This is a genomic window from Tractidigestivibacter scatoligenes (assembly GCF_001494635.1).
Taxonomy (GTDB): Bacteria; Actinomycetota; Coriobacteriia; order Coriobacteriales; family Atopobiaceae; genus Tractidigestivibacter; species Tractidigestivibacter scatoligenes.
Genome location: NZ_LOJF01000001.1, coordinates 654,140 through 671,426 on the forward strand (window position 1 = coordinate 654,140; position 17,287 = coordinate 671,426).

10 protein-coding genes are annotated in these 17,287 nt (G+C 62.6%); 3 read left to right on the top strand and 7 right to left on the bottom strand.

Going from position 1 to position 17,287, the window contains the following annotated elements; translation table 11 throughout:
* Positions 1–223: 223 nt before the first annotated feature.
* Positions 224–2,017, bottom strand: coding sequence for an adenine deaminase (ade, locus tag AUL39_RS02945; RefSeq protein WP_059053444.1), 1,794 nt, complete (start codon positions 2,015–2,017; stop codon positions 224–226).
* A 182-nt stretch (positions 2,018–2,199) separates the two neighbouring features.
* Entirely contained in the window at positions 2,200–2,943 is a 744-nt protein-coding gene (locus AUL39_RS02950) for a GntR family transcriptional regulator (protein ID WP_059053446.1), read from the bottom strand.
* A 259-nt stretch (positions 2,944–3,202) separates the two neighbouring features.
* Between AUL39_RS02950 and AUL39_RS02955 the strand changes: the two genes are divergently transcribed.
* Complete coding sequence (locus AUL39_RS02955) at positions 3,203–4,321, top strand: BMP family lipoprotein (RefSeq protein WP_082667193.1); 1,119 nt, start codon at positions 3,203–3,205, stop codon at positions 4,319–4,321.
* 155 nt (positions 4,322–4,476) lie between these two features.
* Here the strand turns inward: AUL39_RS02955 and AUL39_RS02960 are convergent, their stop codons facing one another.
* Positions 4,477–6,807 carry a KUP/HAK/KT family potassium transporter gene (locus tag AUL39_RS02960; RefSeq protein WP_059053450.1) on the bottom strand — a complete coding sequence of 777 codons (2,331 nt, stop codon included), beginning with the start codon at positions 6,805–6,807 and terminating at the stop codon, positions 4,477–4,479.
* 478 nt (positions 6,808–7,285) lie between these two features.
* Between AUL39_RS02960 and AUL39_RS02965 the strand changes: the two genes are divergently transcribed.
* Complete coding sequence (locus tag AUL39_RS02965) at positions 7,286–8,803, top strand: S10 family peptidase (protein ID WP_059053453.1); 1,518 nt, start codon at positions 7,286–7,288, stop codon at positions 8,801–8,803.
* An 80-nt stretch (positions 8,804–8,883) separates the two neighbouring features.
* Here AUL39_RS02965 and rlmKL read toward each other — a convergent pair whose 3' ends face one another.
* Positions 8,884–11,184 (bottom strand): bifunctional 23S rRNA (guanine(2069)-N(7))-methyltransferase RlmK/23S rRNA (guanine(2445)-N(2))-methyltransferase RlmL, encoded by a 2,301-nt coding sequence (rlmKL, locus tag AUL39_RS02970; protein WP_059053455.1) that lies wholly within the window; start codon positions 11,182–11,184, stop codon positions 8,884–8,886.
* A gap of 271 nt (positions 11,185–11,455) precedes the next feature.
* On the opposite strand from rlmKL, the gene AUL39_RS02975 reads away from it, so the two are divergent.
* A complete protein-coding gene (locus AUL39_RS02975) occupies positions 11,456–13,180 on the top strand; it encodes a phospho-sugar mutase (protein ID WP_059053457.1) in 1,725 nt (574 codons plus the stop codon).
* An 85-nt stretch (positions 13,181–13,265) separates the two neighbouring features.
* Here the strand turns inward: AUL39_RS02975 and AUL39_RS02980 are convergent, their stop codons facing one another.
* The 3 genes from AUL39_RS02980 to AUL39_RS02990 all read right to left on the bottom strand — a co-directional run bounded on the left by AUL39_RS02980 (position 13,266) and on the right by AUL39_RS02990 (position 17,266).
* Positions 13,266–14,054, bottom strand: coding sequence for a tyrosine-protein phosphatase (locus AUL39_RS02980; protein ID WP_059053459.1), 789 nt, complete (start codon positions 14,052–14,054; stop codon positions 13,266–13,268).
* 13 nt (positions 14,055–14,067) lie between these two features.
* The gene (locus tag AUL39_RS02985; RefSeq protein ID WP_070807536.1) at positions 14,068–14,358 is read right to left on the bottom strand and encodes a hypothetical protein; all 291 of its coding nucleotides are present in this window, start codon (positions 14,356–14,358) and stop codon (positions 14,068–14,070) included.
* Positions 14,359–14,488: 130 nt separating this feature from the next.
* On the bottom strand, positions 14,489–17,266 hold the full coding sequence (locus AUL39_RS02990) for an ABC transporter ATP-binding protein/permease (protein ID WP_059053461.1): 2,778 nt from the start codon (positions 17,264–17,266) through the stop codon (positions 14,489–14,491).
* Positions 17,267–17,287: the final 21 nt, after the last annotated feature.

The window sequence follows — 17,287 nt, forward strand, 5'->3', positions numbered from 1 at the left end:
ATGCACCTTCCGGCGCCGTTTTGACGCTCGTAGGCACGTTCTGGCAGCAAGTGCGCACAAAGTCGCGGCTCCGGCACCAATTCTGCGCCGGAGCCGCGTTTTTCTCGCCCTTGAGTTCCCCGTACTGGTCAAATGTGTACAAATAGAAGCGCCGAGAAATCCGTCAACTGGGGTTTCTCGGCGCTATGCTTACCAAATTGTACACATTCCTCGAACTGCGGCGCTATTTCTGCGCCGGCGCCGCACCCGTGTCGCTATCCACCTCAAGCGGAATTAGCCTCACGCCCAACACGTCGACCAGGCCCTTGTCAGTAAGCCCAAGCTCGGGCACCGTGGGAAGCGAGACAAAGCTCAGCGACATGAACGGCGCCGCCATCTGGCACCCAAGCTCTCGCGCGGCAGCGTTGAGCTCGTCCATGCGGTCCATGACCTTCTCGGCAGGCCACTCGCTCATGAGGCCGCCAATGGGCAGCTCCATGCTTCCTGTCACCTTGCCTTCGCAGACCACGCACAGCCCGCCGCAGAGGCGAGCGACCTCGTTGACCGCAATGCTCATGTCCTCATCGCTTGTGCCTACCACCACGATGTTGTGGTGGTCGTGAGACATGGAGTAGGCAAGCGCCCCGCGCGTGAGCTTGAACCCACGCACCAGGCCAAGCCCCACGTTGCCATTTTTACCGTAGCGCTCGACGATTGCCATTTTGAGGATGTCGCGAGAAGTGCTGGGAAGAATCTCGCCGCCCTTGGCCTCTAGTTCTTCCACCGCATCGTTATTGATGATTTGGTCCGGGATGAGGTCTATGACGTGGCAGCGCACTGTGCCGTTGGGCGCGTGCGTGCGGATGCGGAAGCTCTCTGGCGTGATGGGGCGCTTAAGCTGCACCGTGTGCTTGATCCACTCGGGATACGGTCCCACGGGGCACTCTCTGGTAAGCGAGCCGTTCTCTGCCACGACCTTGCCCTCAAAGATTACCGTGGTGGGCCGCACGTCCCTCCAGTCGTCCACTAGGATGATATCTGCCAGGCGCCCCGGCGTGATGCTTCCTATCTCGTCCTCAAGGCGGAAGTGGCGCGCGGCGTTTACGGTTGCCATCTGGATGGCACGCATGGGGTCAAGCCCCAGTTCGATGGCCCGGGTGACGTTGTAGTTGATGTGACCCTCCACCTGTATGTCGCGTGCGTGCTTGTCGTCCGTACAGAACATGATGTTATCTGTTGTCAGGCGTCGGTCGAGAATGCCCCTTACCAGCGCATCGACGTTTCTCTCGCTGCTTCCTTCGCGGATGAAGACGCACATTCCCACCTTGAGGCGCTGCTCCATCTCTTCGGCGTTTACGCACTCGTGGTCGTCGGAGATGCCGGCCGAGGCATAGACGTTGAGCTCCTGCCCCAGGCGCCCGATGGCGTGGCCGTTCACGATCTTTCTGCGCGCGAGCGTGTCGGCGACCTTGTGGAGGTACTCGTCCTTCACGAAGAGGATCTTCGAGGGGTCGAGCTCGCCCAGGCTCACGCTCTCGTCCCAGCCCATGATGTCCGCGACCTCGCTGGCGTCGAGAACGGCGCCTGTGGTTTCGAGCCCCGGTGCCGTGGGGACGCGCGAGGACACCTCGATGAGCATGCGGTAGGGGAGCCGGCTGATGGACTCGAGCATGGTGCGCAGGCCGTCCTTGCCGGCAACGTTGGCAATCTCCATGAGGTCGGCGCAGAGCGTGGTGGTACCCTGCGGCACAACGACACTGGCCAGCGCCTCGGGCGAGAGCATCGTGGACTCAAAGTGCATGTGGGCGTCGATGAGGCCAGGCAGGGCGTACTGGCCGTGACAGTCGATGACCTCACGCGCCTCCAGATGCGCCTCGGGGTCTATCGAGACGATTCTGCCGTTGGCTATGTAGATGTTCGTTGGGTACACCGAGCCGGAGAAGACGTTGACGAGACGGACGTTAGCAAGCTTGGTGTCGCAGGGACGTCGGCTAAGCCCTGCCTCGATGGTCGCCTTGATTTCATCGAATGTCCTCATGCTGGTGCGCCGCGGGGATGGCCCCCGGCGTCCCTCCCTTCTGCTACGGTACCTGCAAGCGTGCCTGCCGATAGAAATGAATCTTAAGGACATATGGTAATACCTATAATGTCAATGTGAAGGATACCTCGGCGAAGGGAAGATTCATAGGCGGCGACGGTTTGTGCGCAGCACGTTGGCTTCTAACACACGTCCTTAACGCGGAGAAGCTCAAACTTTACGATGCTCGTGTCGTAGATTTCGGTGTCCACCATCACGGGTACGTTGTCACGGTTGTAGTTGATGCCATTGAAAGCGAGCGCCGTCTCGCAGCACAGCTGCGCACCCGCCTTGGCAAGCTGGCAGGCCCTGAGGTGCGTGATGGACTCAATCTCGATCTTGTCTCGCACAATGGCGAGGCCCGCCTCATCCCTCAGATAGTCGAATATGGGATGGCCCGACAGATACTCTGCGGTTGGGAGATTCTCGACAAGGGTCGTGGGGAACCTGTCCACGCTGATAATTGCTGGCGTGCCGTCTGCGCAGTAGAGTTTCTCGACGGAGCAGAGCTCGGTGCCTGGCGCAATACCAAGGCGCTTCACCTCGTCTTGTGTTGCAGGCCTGGTGGAAATGTCCATGACCGCGGTGGTCGCCTGATGCCCGCTCCCGGCGATGAGCTTGGTAAACTCCTCGCCGGGAACGAGGTTAATCTTGATGCTGGCAGAGGCAGGATTGATGAAGGTACCACGGCCCTGCTCCCTGAGTACAAGACCTTCTCGCTCGAGCTCCCCAAGCGCGCGACGGATGGTAATCCTGCTCACGCCAAAGAGCTTTGCAAGGTCGTTCTCGGGCGGAAGCTTTGTCTGCCCCTTGCGATACAGGGACATGACATAGGTGGTGAGCTGCTGCTTTGCGGTTCCGCTGAGGTTTGTCCGAACGAGTTCCACGCCCGCCTCCGCACTCCTGGCCTTCTGTTGGGTAAAGACGCATGATTATCTACCCTTGTATCAAGGAGATGAACGGGCGAAGGGCAATTCTCGATAGATACCGTCCGCTAGGTATTACCAATCTTTTACCGAATTTAACCAGAGTATTTCTCGACACATACAGCTTTTAAAAAAGATAATACCTTTTAATGCTATGTAGATGTCGTCCCATCGATAATCGCTGCAGGCACTGTCCGCCCAAGGAGGAGAGGAACCATCCATGTCGAGCATCGATCACGGTCTTCACGCGGTTACAAGGCGACAAGCGCTTAAGGGGGCGACGGGCATCCTTGGCCTGGCCGGGGTATTAGGCGTTTCTGGTTGCAGTTCTTCGTCCACGGATGGCCAGTCCAGCGGCTCATCCGATGGGGGAGACGAGAAGAGCTACAAAGTTGCCATGATTATGAGCGAAACGCTCACCGACCGCGGCTGGGGCCAAGGGCATTATGAGTCCCTGCAACGTGCCGTCGAGTCGCATCCAAATTGGACCATGCTCCAGCCACGGGAGAACACGGCAAGTGCTGATGCGGCAAATGCAGCCCAGAGCTATGTGGACCAGGATGTCGACCTCATCATTGGTGCAGGCAACGAGTTTGCCTCGGATTGGAAGGATGTTATCGAGAGCGCTGCGGACGGCAACCCCAATGTGCACTTTCTTCTTACCAACACCAATCCCATGGACGAGCTGGCGGACTATACCACGCTTGCCAACGTTGAGACCGTCCTTCCCAACTTCATACAGATTGGTGCGCTTGCGGGTGTTATTGCGGGTCTCATGACTAACAGCAACAGCATTGGGTTCATTGCTGGCATGAAGCTGCCGTCCTCAACGGCAAAGTATGCTGCCTACCTTGCCGCCGCGCAGAAGGTCAATCCTCAGGTGACCGGCATGTACAACTTTGACGCCGGGTTTACTGATTCCGCTTTTGGGGCGAACCTCACAAATCAGTGGATCGCTTCGAACAACGTGGACGTGATGTGGGGTGACGCTTCGGGCGTAGACAACGGCGCACGACAGGCCCTTGAGCAGGCAGGCGCGGAGACGCACTTTGATATTGCGCAACCTATCGACATCGTTGGTGACAGTGAGCCTACGGTTATCGCCTCTACCGTCTTGGACTGGATGATTGCTCAAGTCCTGGATGAGGTTGAGGCCGGTACCTTTGGGAACGGCGAAGTCATCACCGCAAGCATGGACAATGGAGGCGTCTCGCTGGGAAAGTTCTCGGACAAGGTGCCCGCCGACGTACAGGAAAAGATTGAGGAGTACGAGGATCAGATCTCTGCCGGCACGTTCCTTACCGACGATGAGGTCAGCGCCATCGAGCAGACTCTGTAGCTGCATAAAAGTACCTTCCGGCGCCGTTTTGACGCCCGAAGGTCCGTTTTGGCAGCAAGTGCGTACAAAGTTGCGGCTCCGGCGCCAATTCTGCGCCGGAGCCGCGTTTTTCTCGCCATATGGCAATGAGACCTGCGGGTTACTTGGGCCGCACGCTACTTGTCGTCGCCCTGGTCCTGCTCGCCAATCTTTGCCTCGGCGGCCTTGACGGCGTACTCGAGCTCTTCTTCCTCGGAGTCCTCGTCGCCCTCATCCTCGTCGATGCGCAGCGGCTTGAAGCTCGCGGTATCGCCGCCCACCAGGGTCTTCTCGGCGTCGTTGGCGTTCTCCTCGCGCTCGTTGTGCATGGAGGCAGAGAAGATGTCCTCGTCGTCGGAGTCCTCGCTGTTCTCGGCAGGCTTTGCCTCGATCTTCTTGGGGGCCGCCGCCAGCACGGCATTGGCGTCAAGCGGAATGCGCGTGAGCTTGTGCTGGCGCTTGGCCTTGGCAAACAGCGGTACGTACTCGAAGATCACCGAGGAGTTCTCCAGGCCGTACCAGCGCATGGGCGTGCCGCACAGGCGGCGGATGAAGTACTTGGCCTCGATGGTGCGCGCGTCCGTTCCCGAGATGTCCGTCTCGGGCGAGAGGACCTTGCGAATCAGGCAGAAGCGAAAGTCACCCACGATGCTGTGCTTGCGGTAGATCGAGTACCTGTGGTTCTGCGGTGCCAGCTGGTTGTGCTCCACCAGGTCCTCGACAATCTGGTAGAGGTACGTGTTCACGCGCTGGTTCACGCGGAAGCCCAGGCGCAGCTGCACCTTGAACACAAAGTCAGTGTCAAAGGTGTTGACCATGTACTCGTGGGTGTAGGGCTCGTCGGTAACCTGGACGTTGAGGAAGTAGTACGCCCTCGCGCGCTTGGGACGCTTGTCCAGGATTGAGTAGAGAATGTCGCGGTCGAGCTTGTCGAGTGACGAGTCGTTGGTGAGGAAGACCAGGTTGTCGGCAAGTAGCGGGTAGGACTCGTCGTGCGAGAGATCGAAGAGTTGGTCGAGGTACTCGCGAACCGGCAGGTAGACGGACTGCGTGCGCTCGATGGCCGTTCCGCGGCGCCAGATGTACATCACAAGGAACAGTACGGTGGCGAGAAGCACGGTCACGTAGCCGCCGTGGAAGAACTTTGTGAGGCTCGAGAAGAAGAACATCAGCTCGATGGCACCAAAGAAGACGAGAAACACCACTGCCGCCGCCGGCTTGCGACGAATGCGCGAGAGGTAGGTGAACAGCAGGAGCGTGGTCATGAGCATGGTGCAGGTGATGGCCAGGCCGTAGGCGGCCTCCATGTGCTCGGAGCTCTGGAAGAGCAGCACCACGCCCATGCAGCCAACCCACATGATGTTGTTGACCAGCGGGATGTAGATCTGGCCGCGCGTCTCGGAGGGGTAGTTGATCTTCATGTGGGGCATGAGGTCAAGGCGAATGGCCTCGGAGACAATGGAGTAGGAGCCCGTGATGAGGGCCTGCGATGCGATGATTGCCGCAAAGGTGGAGAGGATTACGGCAAAGACGCGGAACTGCTCGGGCAGCATCTGGAAGAACGGGTTGAGGTCCGTGATGGCGGCAAGCTCTGCGCTGCCGTGGTTGGCGATGATCCAGGCGCCCTGGCCCAGGTAGTTAAGGATGAGGCAGAGCTTCACGAACGGCCAGGAGACGTAGATGTTGGCCTTGCCCACGTGCCCCATGTCCGAGTAGAGGGCTTCGGCGCCGGTGGTGCACAGGAAGACGTTGCCCAGCACCATGAGGCCGGCTGCGTTGAGGTTTCTATCAAAGAGGAACATGATGCCGCGCAGCGGGTTGAGCGCACGGAAGACGTTGAGGTCAAACCCCACGTTGAGAAGGCCGGTGATGCCCAGGAAGAGGAACCACACGGTCATGACCGGGCCAAACGCCTTGCCGATTGTCGAGGTGCCCGCTTTCTGCATGGCAAAGAGGATACAGAGAATAACGAGGGTGATGCCAACGACGATGGCCTGGTTGTCTCCGATGATGCCGTAGAAGAAGTCGATGGTGCGCAGGCCCTCGATGGCGGTGGTAACGGTGACGGCGGGGGTGAGGATGCCGTCGGCGAGAAGTGCCGCGCCTCCGACCATGGCGGGGATGATGAGCCACTTGCCGCAGCGCCTGACGAGGCTGTACAGCGCGAAGATGCCGCCCTCGTTGTGGTTGTCGGCCTTCATGGCAACCAGCACGTACTTGACCGTGGTGATGAGCGTGATGGTCCAGATGAGCAGCGACAGTGCGCCAAGAACCACGTCCTCGCTCATGGTGGCCAGTCCGCCGTTGCCGGACATGATGGCCTTGAGGGTGTACATGGGGCTGGTGCCGATATCGCCGTAGACGACGCCCAGCGTTACAAGCACCATACCTGCTGAGAGTGGAATGCCGCCCTTCTTGATGGGCTTTCTGGCTCGCTTGGTTGGGGCCGGTGCGTTGGATGTAACCATGACGCTCCAATTTCCGTGGGTTCTACCTGCGAATCCGTGGTTATTCCAAATACAAATCGTTGAATATAGCACTCTCCTTAAAGAAAGGTGAGTGCTTCACTCCTCTGACAAGTATATGCAGTTGAAGCGGGGTTTGCCTGCGGCTCCTCTCGGCGGAAATCGTGTTGTCTCGCCGGCCGCCGGCGCCCCGCCTGGGACCCCGCCGCCCCCGCCGCCCCCGCCCCGGCGCCGCCCCCGTCTGGCGTTCTTTATCGGTATCTGAGAATCGCACGGAATTCTACCTGCGCAAACGTCGTTGAGATTCTCAAAAACCGATAAAGAAGGGAAGGGGAGCGAGAGGCGACGGCGGGGAGCGAGAGGCGACGGCGGGGAGCGAGAGGCGACGGCGGGGAGCGAGTAGAATAGTGCATGTTGTCGCTTTTCTCGGCTGGGTGGTCTTGTGCAACTTGGTCGAGGCTCTACAAGGGAAGGGGTTCTTATGGCAGACGAGAACACGCAGGCGCCTCAGACGGCGCCCGCCCCGGAGACGTCGCGCCGCCCATACGAGGGCGTGCCCGCAAACGTGGTGAGGAGCGTGCCCAACCCGGCGAGCGCGCGCCTCTCGTGGACTGACGGCGAGAGGACCATCGACTACGTGTCCACGGCCGCCCACCTCGACGTCCGTGACGACTCGGGGCGCCTTGAGGGCAAGATGTTCTCGCTCTCCTACGTGGCGGTGGACGCGGAGGGCCAGCCCAACGCCACCCGCCCGGTGACCTTTGCCTACAACGGCGGACCGGGCTCGGCTTCGGTGCCTATCAACTTCGGCGGCATTGGGCCCCGCCGCGTTGAGACCGACGGCACCAACCACCTGGCGGCATCCGCGCGGGTGGCCGACAACCCCCATACGCTGCTCAAGGACTCTGACCTCGTGTTTCTCGACGCCCTAGGTACCGGCTGGTCCGTGGTGGCTGACGATTGCGACCCCGCGACGGTCTTCTCGGTCGACGGCGACGCGGACGCCTTTGCCCGTGCGATCATGGACTGGCTCGAGAAGAACCACCGCTGGTCAAGCCCCATCTACCTCTATGGTGAGTCCTACGGCACCTTTAGGAACGCCGTGCTCATGAGGCTCCTGGGCGAGAGGTCCGTCAAGCTCACCGGCGTGGTGATGCTCTCGGCCATCTGGGACTGGGTGCAGACGCTTCCCGGCGAGGACCTCTACTACCTGGGCATGATGCCCACCTACGCGGCTGCGGCGCAGTTCTTTGGCCGCACGGGCGAGGGCGTGGACCCCGACGAGTGGTTTGACCGCGCGATGGACTTTGCCGACGAGACGCTGGCACCGGCGCTTCTCCGCGGCGACCGCCTGGGCGCGGAACGCGAGTGCGACGTGGCGCGCGAGCTCTCGCAGTTCGTGGGTCTGCCCGTCGACTTCCTTGCGCGTCACCACCTGCGCGTGGAGCTCACGGAGTTTCGCCGCGAGCTGTTGCGCGACGAGGGACGCGTGTGCGGCCGCCTGGATATGCGCTTCTGCTCGGACGAGCCGTCGCCCATGCAGGCAAGCCTCGACTGGCTGGGCGGCGAGGATGCCGCTGACGACGCCGTGGAGGCCAACTGGACCAACGCCTTCCGCGCGTTCTGCGCGGACGAGCTGGGCTACCAGGGCCCCTCGGTTTACCTGGGGCAGAACTGGGAGCGCGTGGGCCACAAGTGGATTTGGCAGCACGAGGTTCCCGGTACGGGCGAGAAGGTCGGCGCGCCCAACGTGACCGGCGACGTCGCGCTTGCGCTGCGCCGCAACCCCACCATGAAGCTTGCCATCATCGGCGGTCGCTATGATGCGGCGACCACGTTCTGGAACGTGCGCCACGACCTGAGCTGCCAGTTCCTCTCGCCCGCGCTCAAGGAGCGCGTGACTTGGCTGCGCTACGGCTGCGGCCACATGGCATACGTGGACGAGCCTACGCTGGCCGCCATGGACCGCGACATCCACGACTTCTACCAGAAGGCATGAGACAGAGGGACAGTCCCTTTGTCTCAATGAGGAGGCCGGCTCCTGCGCAAGGGGGTCGGCCTCCTCGCTAGGCACGGCGCCTAGAAGCCCAGCTCGCGCGCCGTGATGCCATCCTCTCGGCGCGTCACCAGGTACGCGTGGTGGATCTTGGGGTTGCGCGAGAAGTCCTCGGGGATGGTCTTGGCGGTGATGTCTTCGAGCTCCACGCCGGCCTTCTCGAGGGTCTCGACGTCTGGCTTGAAGCTCCGCAGGTTGCACGAGAAGATCGCGCAGCCGCCGCGCGAGAGCAACCTGGATACAGAGATGATGAGGTCCGCGTGGTCGCGTTGCACGTCCCACGAGCTGGAGTGCATGCGGTTTGAGTTGGAGAACGTAGGAACGTCGCAGAAGATGAGGTCCCAGGTGTAGCGGTGCTCGTGGCGGCGGTCAGCCACCCACTGCAGCACGTCTGCCTGGATGAACTCGTGGTTGCGGCCGACAAACCCGTTGCGCTCCATGTTGCGGTGCGCCCAGTCGAGCGACGGCCGGGAGAGGTCTACCGTGGTGGTGAGCCCCGCGCCGCCGTCCGCCGCGTAGCAGCTTGCCGTGCCGGTGTAGGCAAAGAGGTTGAGGAAGCTTCCGCCCGGCGTGCGCTTCATGAGCTCGCGCAGCATGGAGCGGGTCTCGCGGTGGTCGAGGAAGAGCCCGCAGTCAAGGCGCTCGGAGAAGTTGACCTCAAAGGTGAGGCCGCCCTCGTCCACGAGGTGCGCGCCGCGGGGTAGCTCCACGCGCCCGTCCCGCCTGCGCGCGGGGCGCTCGTCGCGCGCCGCTGGGCCGCGTCCCTCTCGCCCGCCGTCCGCGTACTGCGAGCCGCCGCGGGCCCGTGTGCGCACGCGCACGTGCACGTTGGCGGGATCCACGTCCAGTACGCGTGGCGCGATGGCCAGCACGTCGAGAAGGCGCCTGCGCGCAAGCCCCGCGTCCACGTCGCGCGGCGCGGCGTACTCGGAGACGTAGAGCCAGCGGCCCGGCGTGGCCGAGCCACGGAAGAGGTCGATTGAGACGGCGTAGTCCGGCAGGTCCGCGTCGTAGACGCGGTAGCAGCTCACGTCCTCGCGCGCCGCCCACTTGGCGCGGAGCTTGGCCACCTTGGCGAGGCGCGCGGCAAACTGGTCCGACGCCCCCACCAGCACGGGAACGCTGCCCGCGTCTCCGCGCAGCTGCACCATCGGGTGCTCTGCCGAGAGGGACATGGGGTCGTAGCAGCGGATGGTTGCGTCGTCGCGGCCCAAGATCACGGGGATCGCCTCCGCGGGCTCGCCGCCTGCGGCCGCGTCCGCCGCGTCGTCGGGGGAGAGCGCTACCACGCCGGCGCCCTCGTGCCCCGCCACGGCTCCAGCCCCTGCCGAGAAGAGCGAGAGCGCCTCGGCCTCGCTGGCAAGGTCGTCCGGCTGCGGCCACGCGAGGTCTGCCACCAGGAGCGGCGAGCCGTCGACCACGGCGGCCGCAAGTTCGCCTGCGGCGAGGAAGCGCGACTCCACGTCCATGCCAGCGGCGCGAAGAGCCCTTCTCGCCGCGCCCTCCGCGCCTGGCCGCGTGTCGCAGAGCAGAAGCTCCACGCTGTTCTCGGCGCCCGCTGCCGCGCGGTCTGCGGCTTCTGTGGCAAGCGCGTCCCAGGCCTCGGCGTCGTGGCCGGCCCAGTGCGCAAATCCCCAGCGTGTGCGCAGCAGCCCCGGCGCGCGGTCGAGCGCCTGGCTCGCCGCCTCCACGGCCACGCTGCCGGTGCCGGAGAAGAGGTCTACCAGCACGGGCGAGCCGTGTCGCACGTCGCGGAACCAGCAGCCGGCCTCCAGAAGCGCCGCTGCGTAATCCGCCCGGCGCGGAGCAAGGCGCCCGCGACCCAGGGGCGCCTCCCAGCCGCGGTTGAAGAGCGGCTCTCCCGTGAGGTCTATGCCCACGAGCGCGCGCTCGCGCGAGAGGCGCACCACAATGCCCACGTCCGGCATGTCCGTGTTCACCAGGGGCCGAGCGCCCCGGCGCGAGAGAAGCCTGTCTGCCACGGCGTCCTTCGAGCGCAGGGCCACAAACTGCGTGTTTCTCAGCTGGTCGTTGGTGCCGCGCGCCTCGATGGCCATGGTTGCGCCTGGTGCCACGTGGTCTTCCCAGGGGATGGCCGAGAGGCCCTCGTAGAGCTGGTCCGCATTGGCCGCCCCCACGCGCGCCAGCACGAGCGTCACGTTTGATGCCAGGCGCGACCACAGGCAGCAGCGGTAGGCGTCCGCAAGGCCTCCCGTGAACGAGACCTGGCCCACAAGCGGGCGCACTCCCTCGGCGCCAAGCGCGTGCAGCTCTCCTGCCAGCAGAGACTCGAAGCCCTTGGGGCATGTTGCGACAAACTCCATCGGGACACCTTTCGCCCGTGACCTGCGCGCCAGTCGGCGCGCCCAGCGGCGCCCACGCGCCGAGAAAACCATTGCGACCATGATACGTGTGCCGGCCTCGCGCGGCGGACGGCGCCCGACCATCCGCTCACAGCTCCACAAAGTCGTTCGTCCGCATGAGCGCCCCGCGCCGCGCCGTCACGGATAGAATCTAAGGTGCATTGTTCGTGCTTGTTCGTAGACAGCCGCAGCGCACCACGCGTGTTCGTGCGGCGGGAAGCAAGGGGGAACCATGGACGCAGGCGTGAAGGAAACCATCAAGCTTTGGCAGGACAACGTCAACGAGCCAGACCTCAAGGCCGAGCTTGACGCCCTTGTCAGCGCTGGCGATGAGGATGCGCTCAACGACGCCTTCTATCGCACGCTCGAGTTTGGCACTGCGGGCCTGCGCGGCACGCTCGGCGTGGGCACCAACCGCATGAACGTCTACGTGGTTGCCCAGGCAACCCAGGGCGTGGCCAACTACTTGAACGCCCACTATGACCACCCCACCATTGCCATCGCGCGCGATTCTCGCCTCAAGGGCGAGGACTTCCAGCGCGTGGCGGCCGGCGTCCTTGCTGCCAACGGCGTGCACGTCTACGTCTACCCGCGCATCGAGCCCGTCCCCACGCTCTCCTTTGCGGTGCGTTACCTGCACACCTCCGCGGGCATCGTGCTTACGGCGTCGCACAACCCGGCACAGTACAACGGCTACAAGGTCTACAACGACAACGGCGGCCAGATCGCCAACGAGGCCGCGGATGAGATCAGCGCCTCCATTGCCCAGACGCCCGTCTTTGGCGGCGTTAAGATGATGGACTTCGACGAGGGCCTCAAGCAGGGCCTCATCGAGTGGACGCCCGAGGAGGTTCTCGACGCCTTCATCGACGCCGTCAAGAAGGTCTCGGTCCCCGGCTTCAAGGCGCCCGAGGGCTACAAGGTTGTCTACACTCCGCTCAACGGCACCGGCATGGAGTGCGTCACGCGCATCCTCAAGGAGATTGGCGTGAACGACGTCACCGTTGTGCCCGAGCAGGCCAACCCCGACGGCAACTTCCCCACGTGCAAGTACCCCAACCCCGAGTTCCGCGAGGCGCTGCAGCTGGCGCTCGACCTTGCCGAGAAGGTCAAGCCCAACCTGGTCGTGGCTACTGATCCTGACGCTGACCGCATGGGCACCGCCATTCCGCACAACGGCGAGTACAAGCTGCTCACCGGCAACGAGATGGGCGTCCTCATGATGGACTGGCTCATCAAGATGGCAATCGACCGCGGCGAGGACCCCAAGCGCAAGGTCGCCGTGTCCACGATCGTCTCGTCCGTGATGCCTGACGCCCTGGCCAAGCACTACGGCTTTGAGATGCGCCGCGTGCTCACCGGCTTCAAGTACATTGGCGACCAGATCGACCAGCTCAAGGACGAGGGCGAGGAGGACCGCTTCCTCATGGGCTTCGAGGAGTCCTACGGCTACCTCGTGGGCACGCACGCGCGCGACAAGGACGCCATTGTGGCCGTGGAGATGTGCGTCGAGATGGCGGCGTACTACGCCGAGCGTGGCATGGACCTCTACGAAGCCATGGAGGAGCTCTACAAGCAGTATGGCTATTACCTCAACGGCACCGTGAACGCGCAGTTCCCGGGCGAGGCCGGTGCCAAGCGCATGGCGCAGATCATGACCGACCTGCGCGAGAAGCCCCTCACCGAGATCGCTGGCTACAAGGTCGTGGGCATGACCGACTTTGGCAAAGGCGCCGAGATGCCGCGCGTCTCCGGCCTGCAGAAGGAGCCCGCGCAGGAGCTGCCGGCTGCTAACGTGATCGAGTATCGCCTGGAGGACGACAACAAGGTGATCTTCCGTCCGTCTGGCACCGAGCCCAAGGTCAAGGCATACCTGTTCGCCAAGGGCGCCACGCGCGCCGAGGCTGAGGCCGTGCGCGCCAAGCTGCAGGCTGCCGCCGAGAAGGCCCTCTCGTGAGACAAAGGGAGTTTCCCCTTGTCTCATTAGAAGTTTGATGAAGCCCCGGCGCTTGTGCGTCGGGGCTTTTCGTTGTGTTTGTCGGCTAGCCCGCGAGGTGCTCGCGCACGCGTGCGAGCTGCAACTTGGTGACGCCGCAGGAAAGAAGGTACGCCCCAATCGAGCCGTAGCTCTCAAGCAGGCCGTCGTACACGCGGCCCATGAGCTTGGCCAGCACGTCCACGGTGGTGAAGCTGGGAGATACGCCCCGGTAGATGTAGGCGTCGACCTCCTCGCGCGAGGCAAACGAGTAGGTGTAGTCCGCCACGATGCTCGTGCGGTCCACTCCGCACAGGCCTAGAAGCAGCATCGACGTGATGCCGGTGCGATCCATCCCGGCTGCGCAGTGGTAGAGCACGCACTCCTCGGGTGCCGCATCGGCAAAGGCTGAGAAGATCTGGCGCATGGCCTCGTGGTTGTCGAGCATCCTGAGATAGCCGGAGGCGAGGTAGTCGCGCGCGTCTCCGGGAAGGTGCAGCCTGGGGTCGTGCAGGTTGACGCCAAAGAGCGGCACGTTTGTGTAGGTGACACCGGGGTAGGAGGCAAAGACGTCCGGCGAGCTTGCGCACTCCTGCGTGCTTCTCAGGTCAACCACCCGCGTGACGCCGTATTCGCGCAGGTAGTGGGCCTCCTTGCGCGAGAGCGTCGAGGTGGAGCCAGAGCGCAGGAAGCGATGGGTGAGCGTGGTTGCGCCGGCAGCGCGGCCGGGGCCCGTGGGCAGGGGATAGCCGCCTAGGTCGCGGCAGTTGTCGCCCACGGGAAGGAGCTGCCCGCCGTTGGTGGGTTTCTGCCCAGCAGCGCTCCCGTTGCCTTGCTTGCGGAACCAGCCCAGCATGTCTGTGCCTTCTCTACTCGTCGCGCTCGCGGTTGTAGAACTCCGTGATTTTGGCGTTGTAGTATTCGCCCTTCTTTCGCTCTATCCAGGCGTCGCGCTGCTCGACGATGGCGACGGCCTCGTCGGCGGCTTCCTCCATCGACTGGGGCCGCGCCTGTGCGAGGTAGGCGGCCATGCGCTCCATGGCGCCAACGGAGCCCAGGTAGAGGGCGAGCGCCTCGCCAAACTCCGCTGGCCAGCCGCAGCGCTGCGCCGCCCGAGCGAGCGCCTGGCGTGCCTGGTCCTTGTCCTCCGCCTCGTCCACTTCGGCCTCCCTTCGCAGTTTGCTTCTGCAATCCTAGCAGTGCGCGGCGGTCGGCCGAGTCGCAAGGTGGCAGCTCTGCTTGAGGGTGCTGATTTCGTAACTCGCGAGCAGGTCCAGGGGCGTTTCTGCGCTATCGAAGCGCTTGCACGGGGTCCTTGCGCGCGGCGCGGATTGCGGGTACGAGACCTGAGAGCACAGCAAGGATAATGCCCACCGCCAAGGCGGGAATGACGGTCCATGGGGTGGGAGATACCAGGCGTGTCTCCCCGGTGAGGTTTGCAATTGTGTAGGACAGCGGGAAGCTGGCAATGAGTGCGGCAAACGAACCTACACAGCCTGCAATGAGGCCAATCAGGGCGTTCTCCCAGCTAAACAGCTTGACAATGTCACGCCTGGCGGCTCCGAGCGCCCGTAATGTTCCTATTTCAGCACGACGCTCGATGGCCGCGACCGAGGTCACCGAGAACAGCATGAACACGCTCAGTGCCAACGCTAGCACCATGAGCGCGACAAGAGCGTTGTTCACGACGCCCACTACTTTGGTCACCTGCTCGACCCCGCGCTGGCTCATGTCCTCGTAGCTCAGCGGTGCCGAGTCATCGCCCACGACGTTCGAATTGAAGCTGTCGATCTCGTTCACAATCTGCGTTCGCTCGTCGACCCCAGCGGGATAGATGCGTATGGAGGTTGGCTTGTCTATATCGGCTGCACCCAACTCTTCCATGTTCTGAGCATATGCGCTGTTCAGCGTGGGTGGTGCGATAGACTCGATGTCATGCACGAAGTCTTCGTCAGAGAGGGCAGAAACCGTTGCCACGTCCTCTGCGCTAATGGTGAGGTTGCCGTTTTCATCAAAGTAGTCCTTGAAGTGCTCTCGCAGAGCAACGACCTGCTCGTCGCTTAGACTATCGATGTAGGCTCGCTTGGCGGGGGAAAGCTCCATCTCGTCCACTACCGCACGAAATGCCCCGCGCGCCCGAGCGGCCTCGGCAGCCTGCTTGGAACCCCGCGATTCCTCCGAGAACTTCCGCCCGGTAAAGACGTCCACATCTGGCGATGCCTTCTGGGCAACTGCGACCTCGCTCTGATTACAGTGCTCGACAAGCCAGGGAATGAGCGTCGAGCTGTATCCGATTGCTCCGGTTTCTGCAACGTCTTTAATCTCGGCGGACTCGCGCACGATCCCCACAATCTTGAGTTTGGGGGCGTTCGCTAGCGCCTGGTCCATTTGACTGCTGCCTTGTGTGACCTTCATCCAGCCGCTGCCGCTTTGTACGTAATAGTCGCAAGCAGGCATGATGGTGAACTCGCGCCCGAGCAGGTCATCGAACGAATATGAATCGCTGATTCCTGGAATTTGCGTGTCCTGCTTGTTCAGGAGGAGGTCGGCTGACACGTCCTTTAATGCCTGAAGGTCCGCGATGCCGGTCGCATAGAGGAAGTAGTCGGAAACGCGACCTTGCCGGTCGGTAATGATGACCGCCTCGTCATACTCCGTTGGCATCTTTCCGGCGAGAAGTTCATACGGGCTCTTGCCGGTATGCTCGTTGTACGGAAGCTCGCGCACGAGGGACGTTGGGTCTGGAAGCACGTTCGAGAGCGCATCTTCCCCGTCGCTCCCAAACACGTGACTCAGCGAGAGGTTCTTCAGCAGCGTCGCGGAGCCATCGTCCACAATGCAGGTTCCTGCAGAGTCATAGAGGTCCAGCGGTTCGTCATAGCCCACCTGCACGTCATATGCATTGTCCCAGATGCTTGACTGGGCTGAGTTTACGTACCACAGAAACTCTTGCAGGTCGCTCGCGCGGCTTCCCTGGAGTGCGGCAAAGGTCACGTCTTCGGCGATGGGGGAGGTTGTCACCTCAGTTGGGGTTTCGTCTGTCCCGGAAGTGCTGTCAACATCGTTGATCGCGACTTGGGATATTGCAGCAGCTGTGCCGTTCTGCTGTATCACGATGGGATTTGTAGCCAGAGTGGTTGCCGCTACCTGACGCGTGTAGGCGCGTGCGCCGTCCTGCACCGAAAGCGCGAGGCACATGCCCATGATGCCCAACGCGGCCACCACGGTTGTGATGATTGCCCGCTGCCGCTTGTTGCGCATGTGGCTGAGGGCTGTCCTGCGAATGAGTCTGCTGCGCTGCTGCGGCTTGTGGAATGCGAGCCCGGCTTCCGCGCCTGTCGACTCTGGCTCTGGGGTCTCCTGCGGCTCGGGCTTCTCGGCAGGTGGCTCTTCTCCAGGCTTGGTGTCGCTAACCACGCAGCGCTCGCCAAGCTCGATGACGCGACCCGCATACTCATGGGCAAGCTCGCGGTTGTGGGTTACCACGATGACCAGGCGTGATTTTGACGCTTGAGCGAGAAGGTCCATGACCTGCCGGCTGCTTTGAATGTCAAGCGCCCCGGTGGGTTCGTCGGCGAGTATCACTCGGGGATTTTTCACGAGTGCTCGCGCAACGGCTACGCGCTGTGCCTGTCCGCCAGAGAGCTCGGAGGGCATGTGCGATTCAAGCCCCGAAAGCCCCACCTCGTCGAGCGCGCGCTGCACAAGCTCGTCAGCATTATCGTACGCAAGCGATTCGTGATCTTGAGCCATGTCAAGCGCCAACCGCACGTTGTCGGCCACGTTGAGATAATCCACCAGGTGAGCGTCCTGGAATACGAAGCCCACAAGATCGCTTCGATAGGAATCCCAGTCTTTCTCGTCAAACGAGGATGATGCCATGCCGTCTATCTGAAGCGAGCCTTCGTAGTCATGCTCGAGTCCCCCAAGGATATTGAGCAGCGTTGTCTTTCCGCATCCCGAGCGGCCGAGAATCGCCACGAGCCCACGACTGCCAAAAGAAAGCGAGAGCCGGCTCAGAACGAGCTGGCTCCCGTAGCGCTTTGTGATCGACTCAGCTTGAATCATTGGGGTTTCCTAAGCCGTTGA

Excerpts from the sequence above, each read along its gene's own strand:
- ade (WP_059053444.1), bottom strand. The coding sequence starts at position 2,017 with ATGAGGACATTCGATGAAATCAAGGCGACCATCGAGGCAGGGCTTAGC.
- AUL39_RS02960 (WP_059053450.1), bottom strand. The coding sequence starts at position 6,807 with ATGGTTACATCCAACGCACCGGCCCCAACCAAGCGAGCCAGAAAGCCC.
- AUL39_RS02965 (WP_059053453.1), top strand. The coding sequence starts at position 7,286 with ATGGCAGACGAGAACACGCAGGCGCCTCAGACGGCGCCCGCCCCGGAG.
- AUL39_RS02980 (WP_059053459.1), bottom strand. The coding sequence starts at position 14,054 with ATGCTGGGCTGGTTCCGCAAGCAAGGCAACGGGAGCGCTGCTGGGCAG.
- AUL39_RS02955 (WP_082667193.1), top strand. The coding sequence starts at position 3,203 with ATGTCGAGCATCGATCACGGTCTTCACGCGGTTACAAGGCGACAAGCG.
- AUL39_RS02975 (WP_059053457.1), top strand. The coding sequence starts at position 11,456 with ATGGACGCAGGCGTGAAGGAAACCATCAAGCTTTGGCAGGACAACGTC.
- rlmKL (WP_059053455.1), bottom strand. The coding sequence starts at position 11,184 with ATGGAGTTTGTCGCAACATGCCCCAAGGGCTTCGAGTCTCTGCTGGCA.
- AUL39_RS02990 (WP_059053461.1), bottom strand. The coding sequence starts at position 17,266 with ATGATTCAAGCTGAGTCGATCACAAAGCGCTACGGGAGCCAGCTCGTT.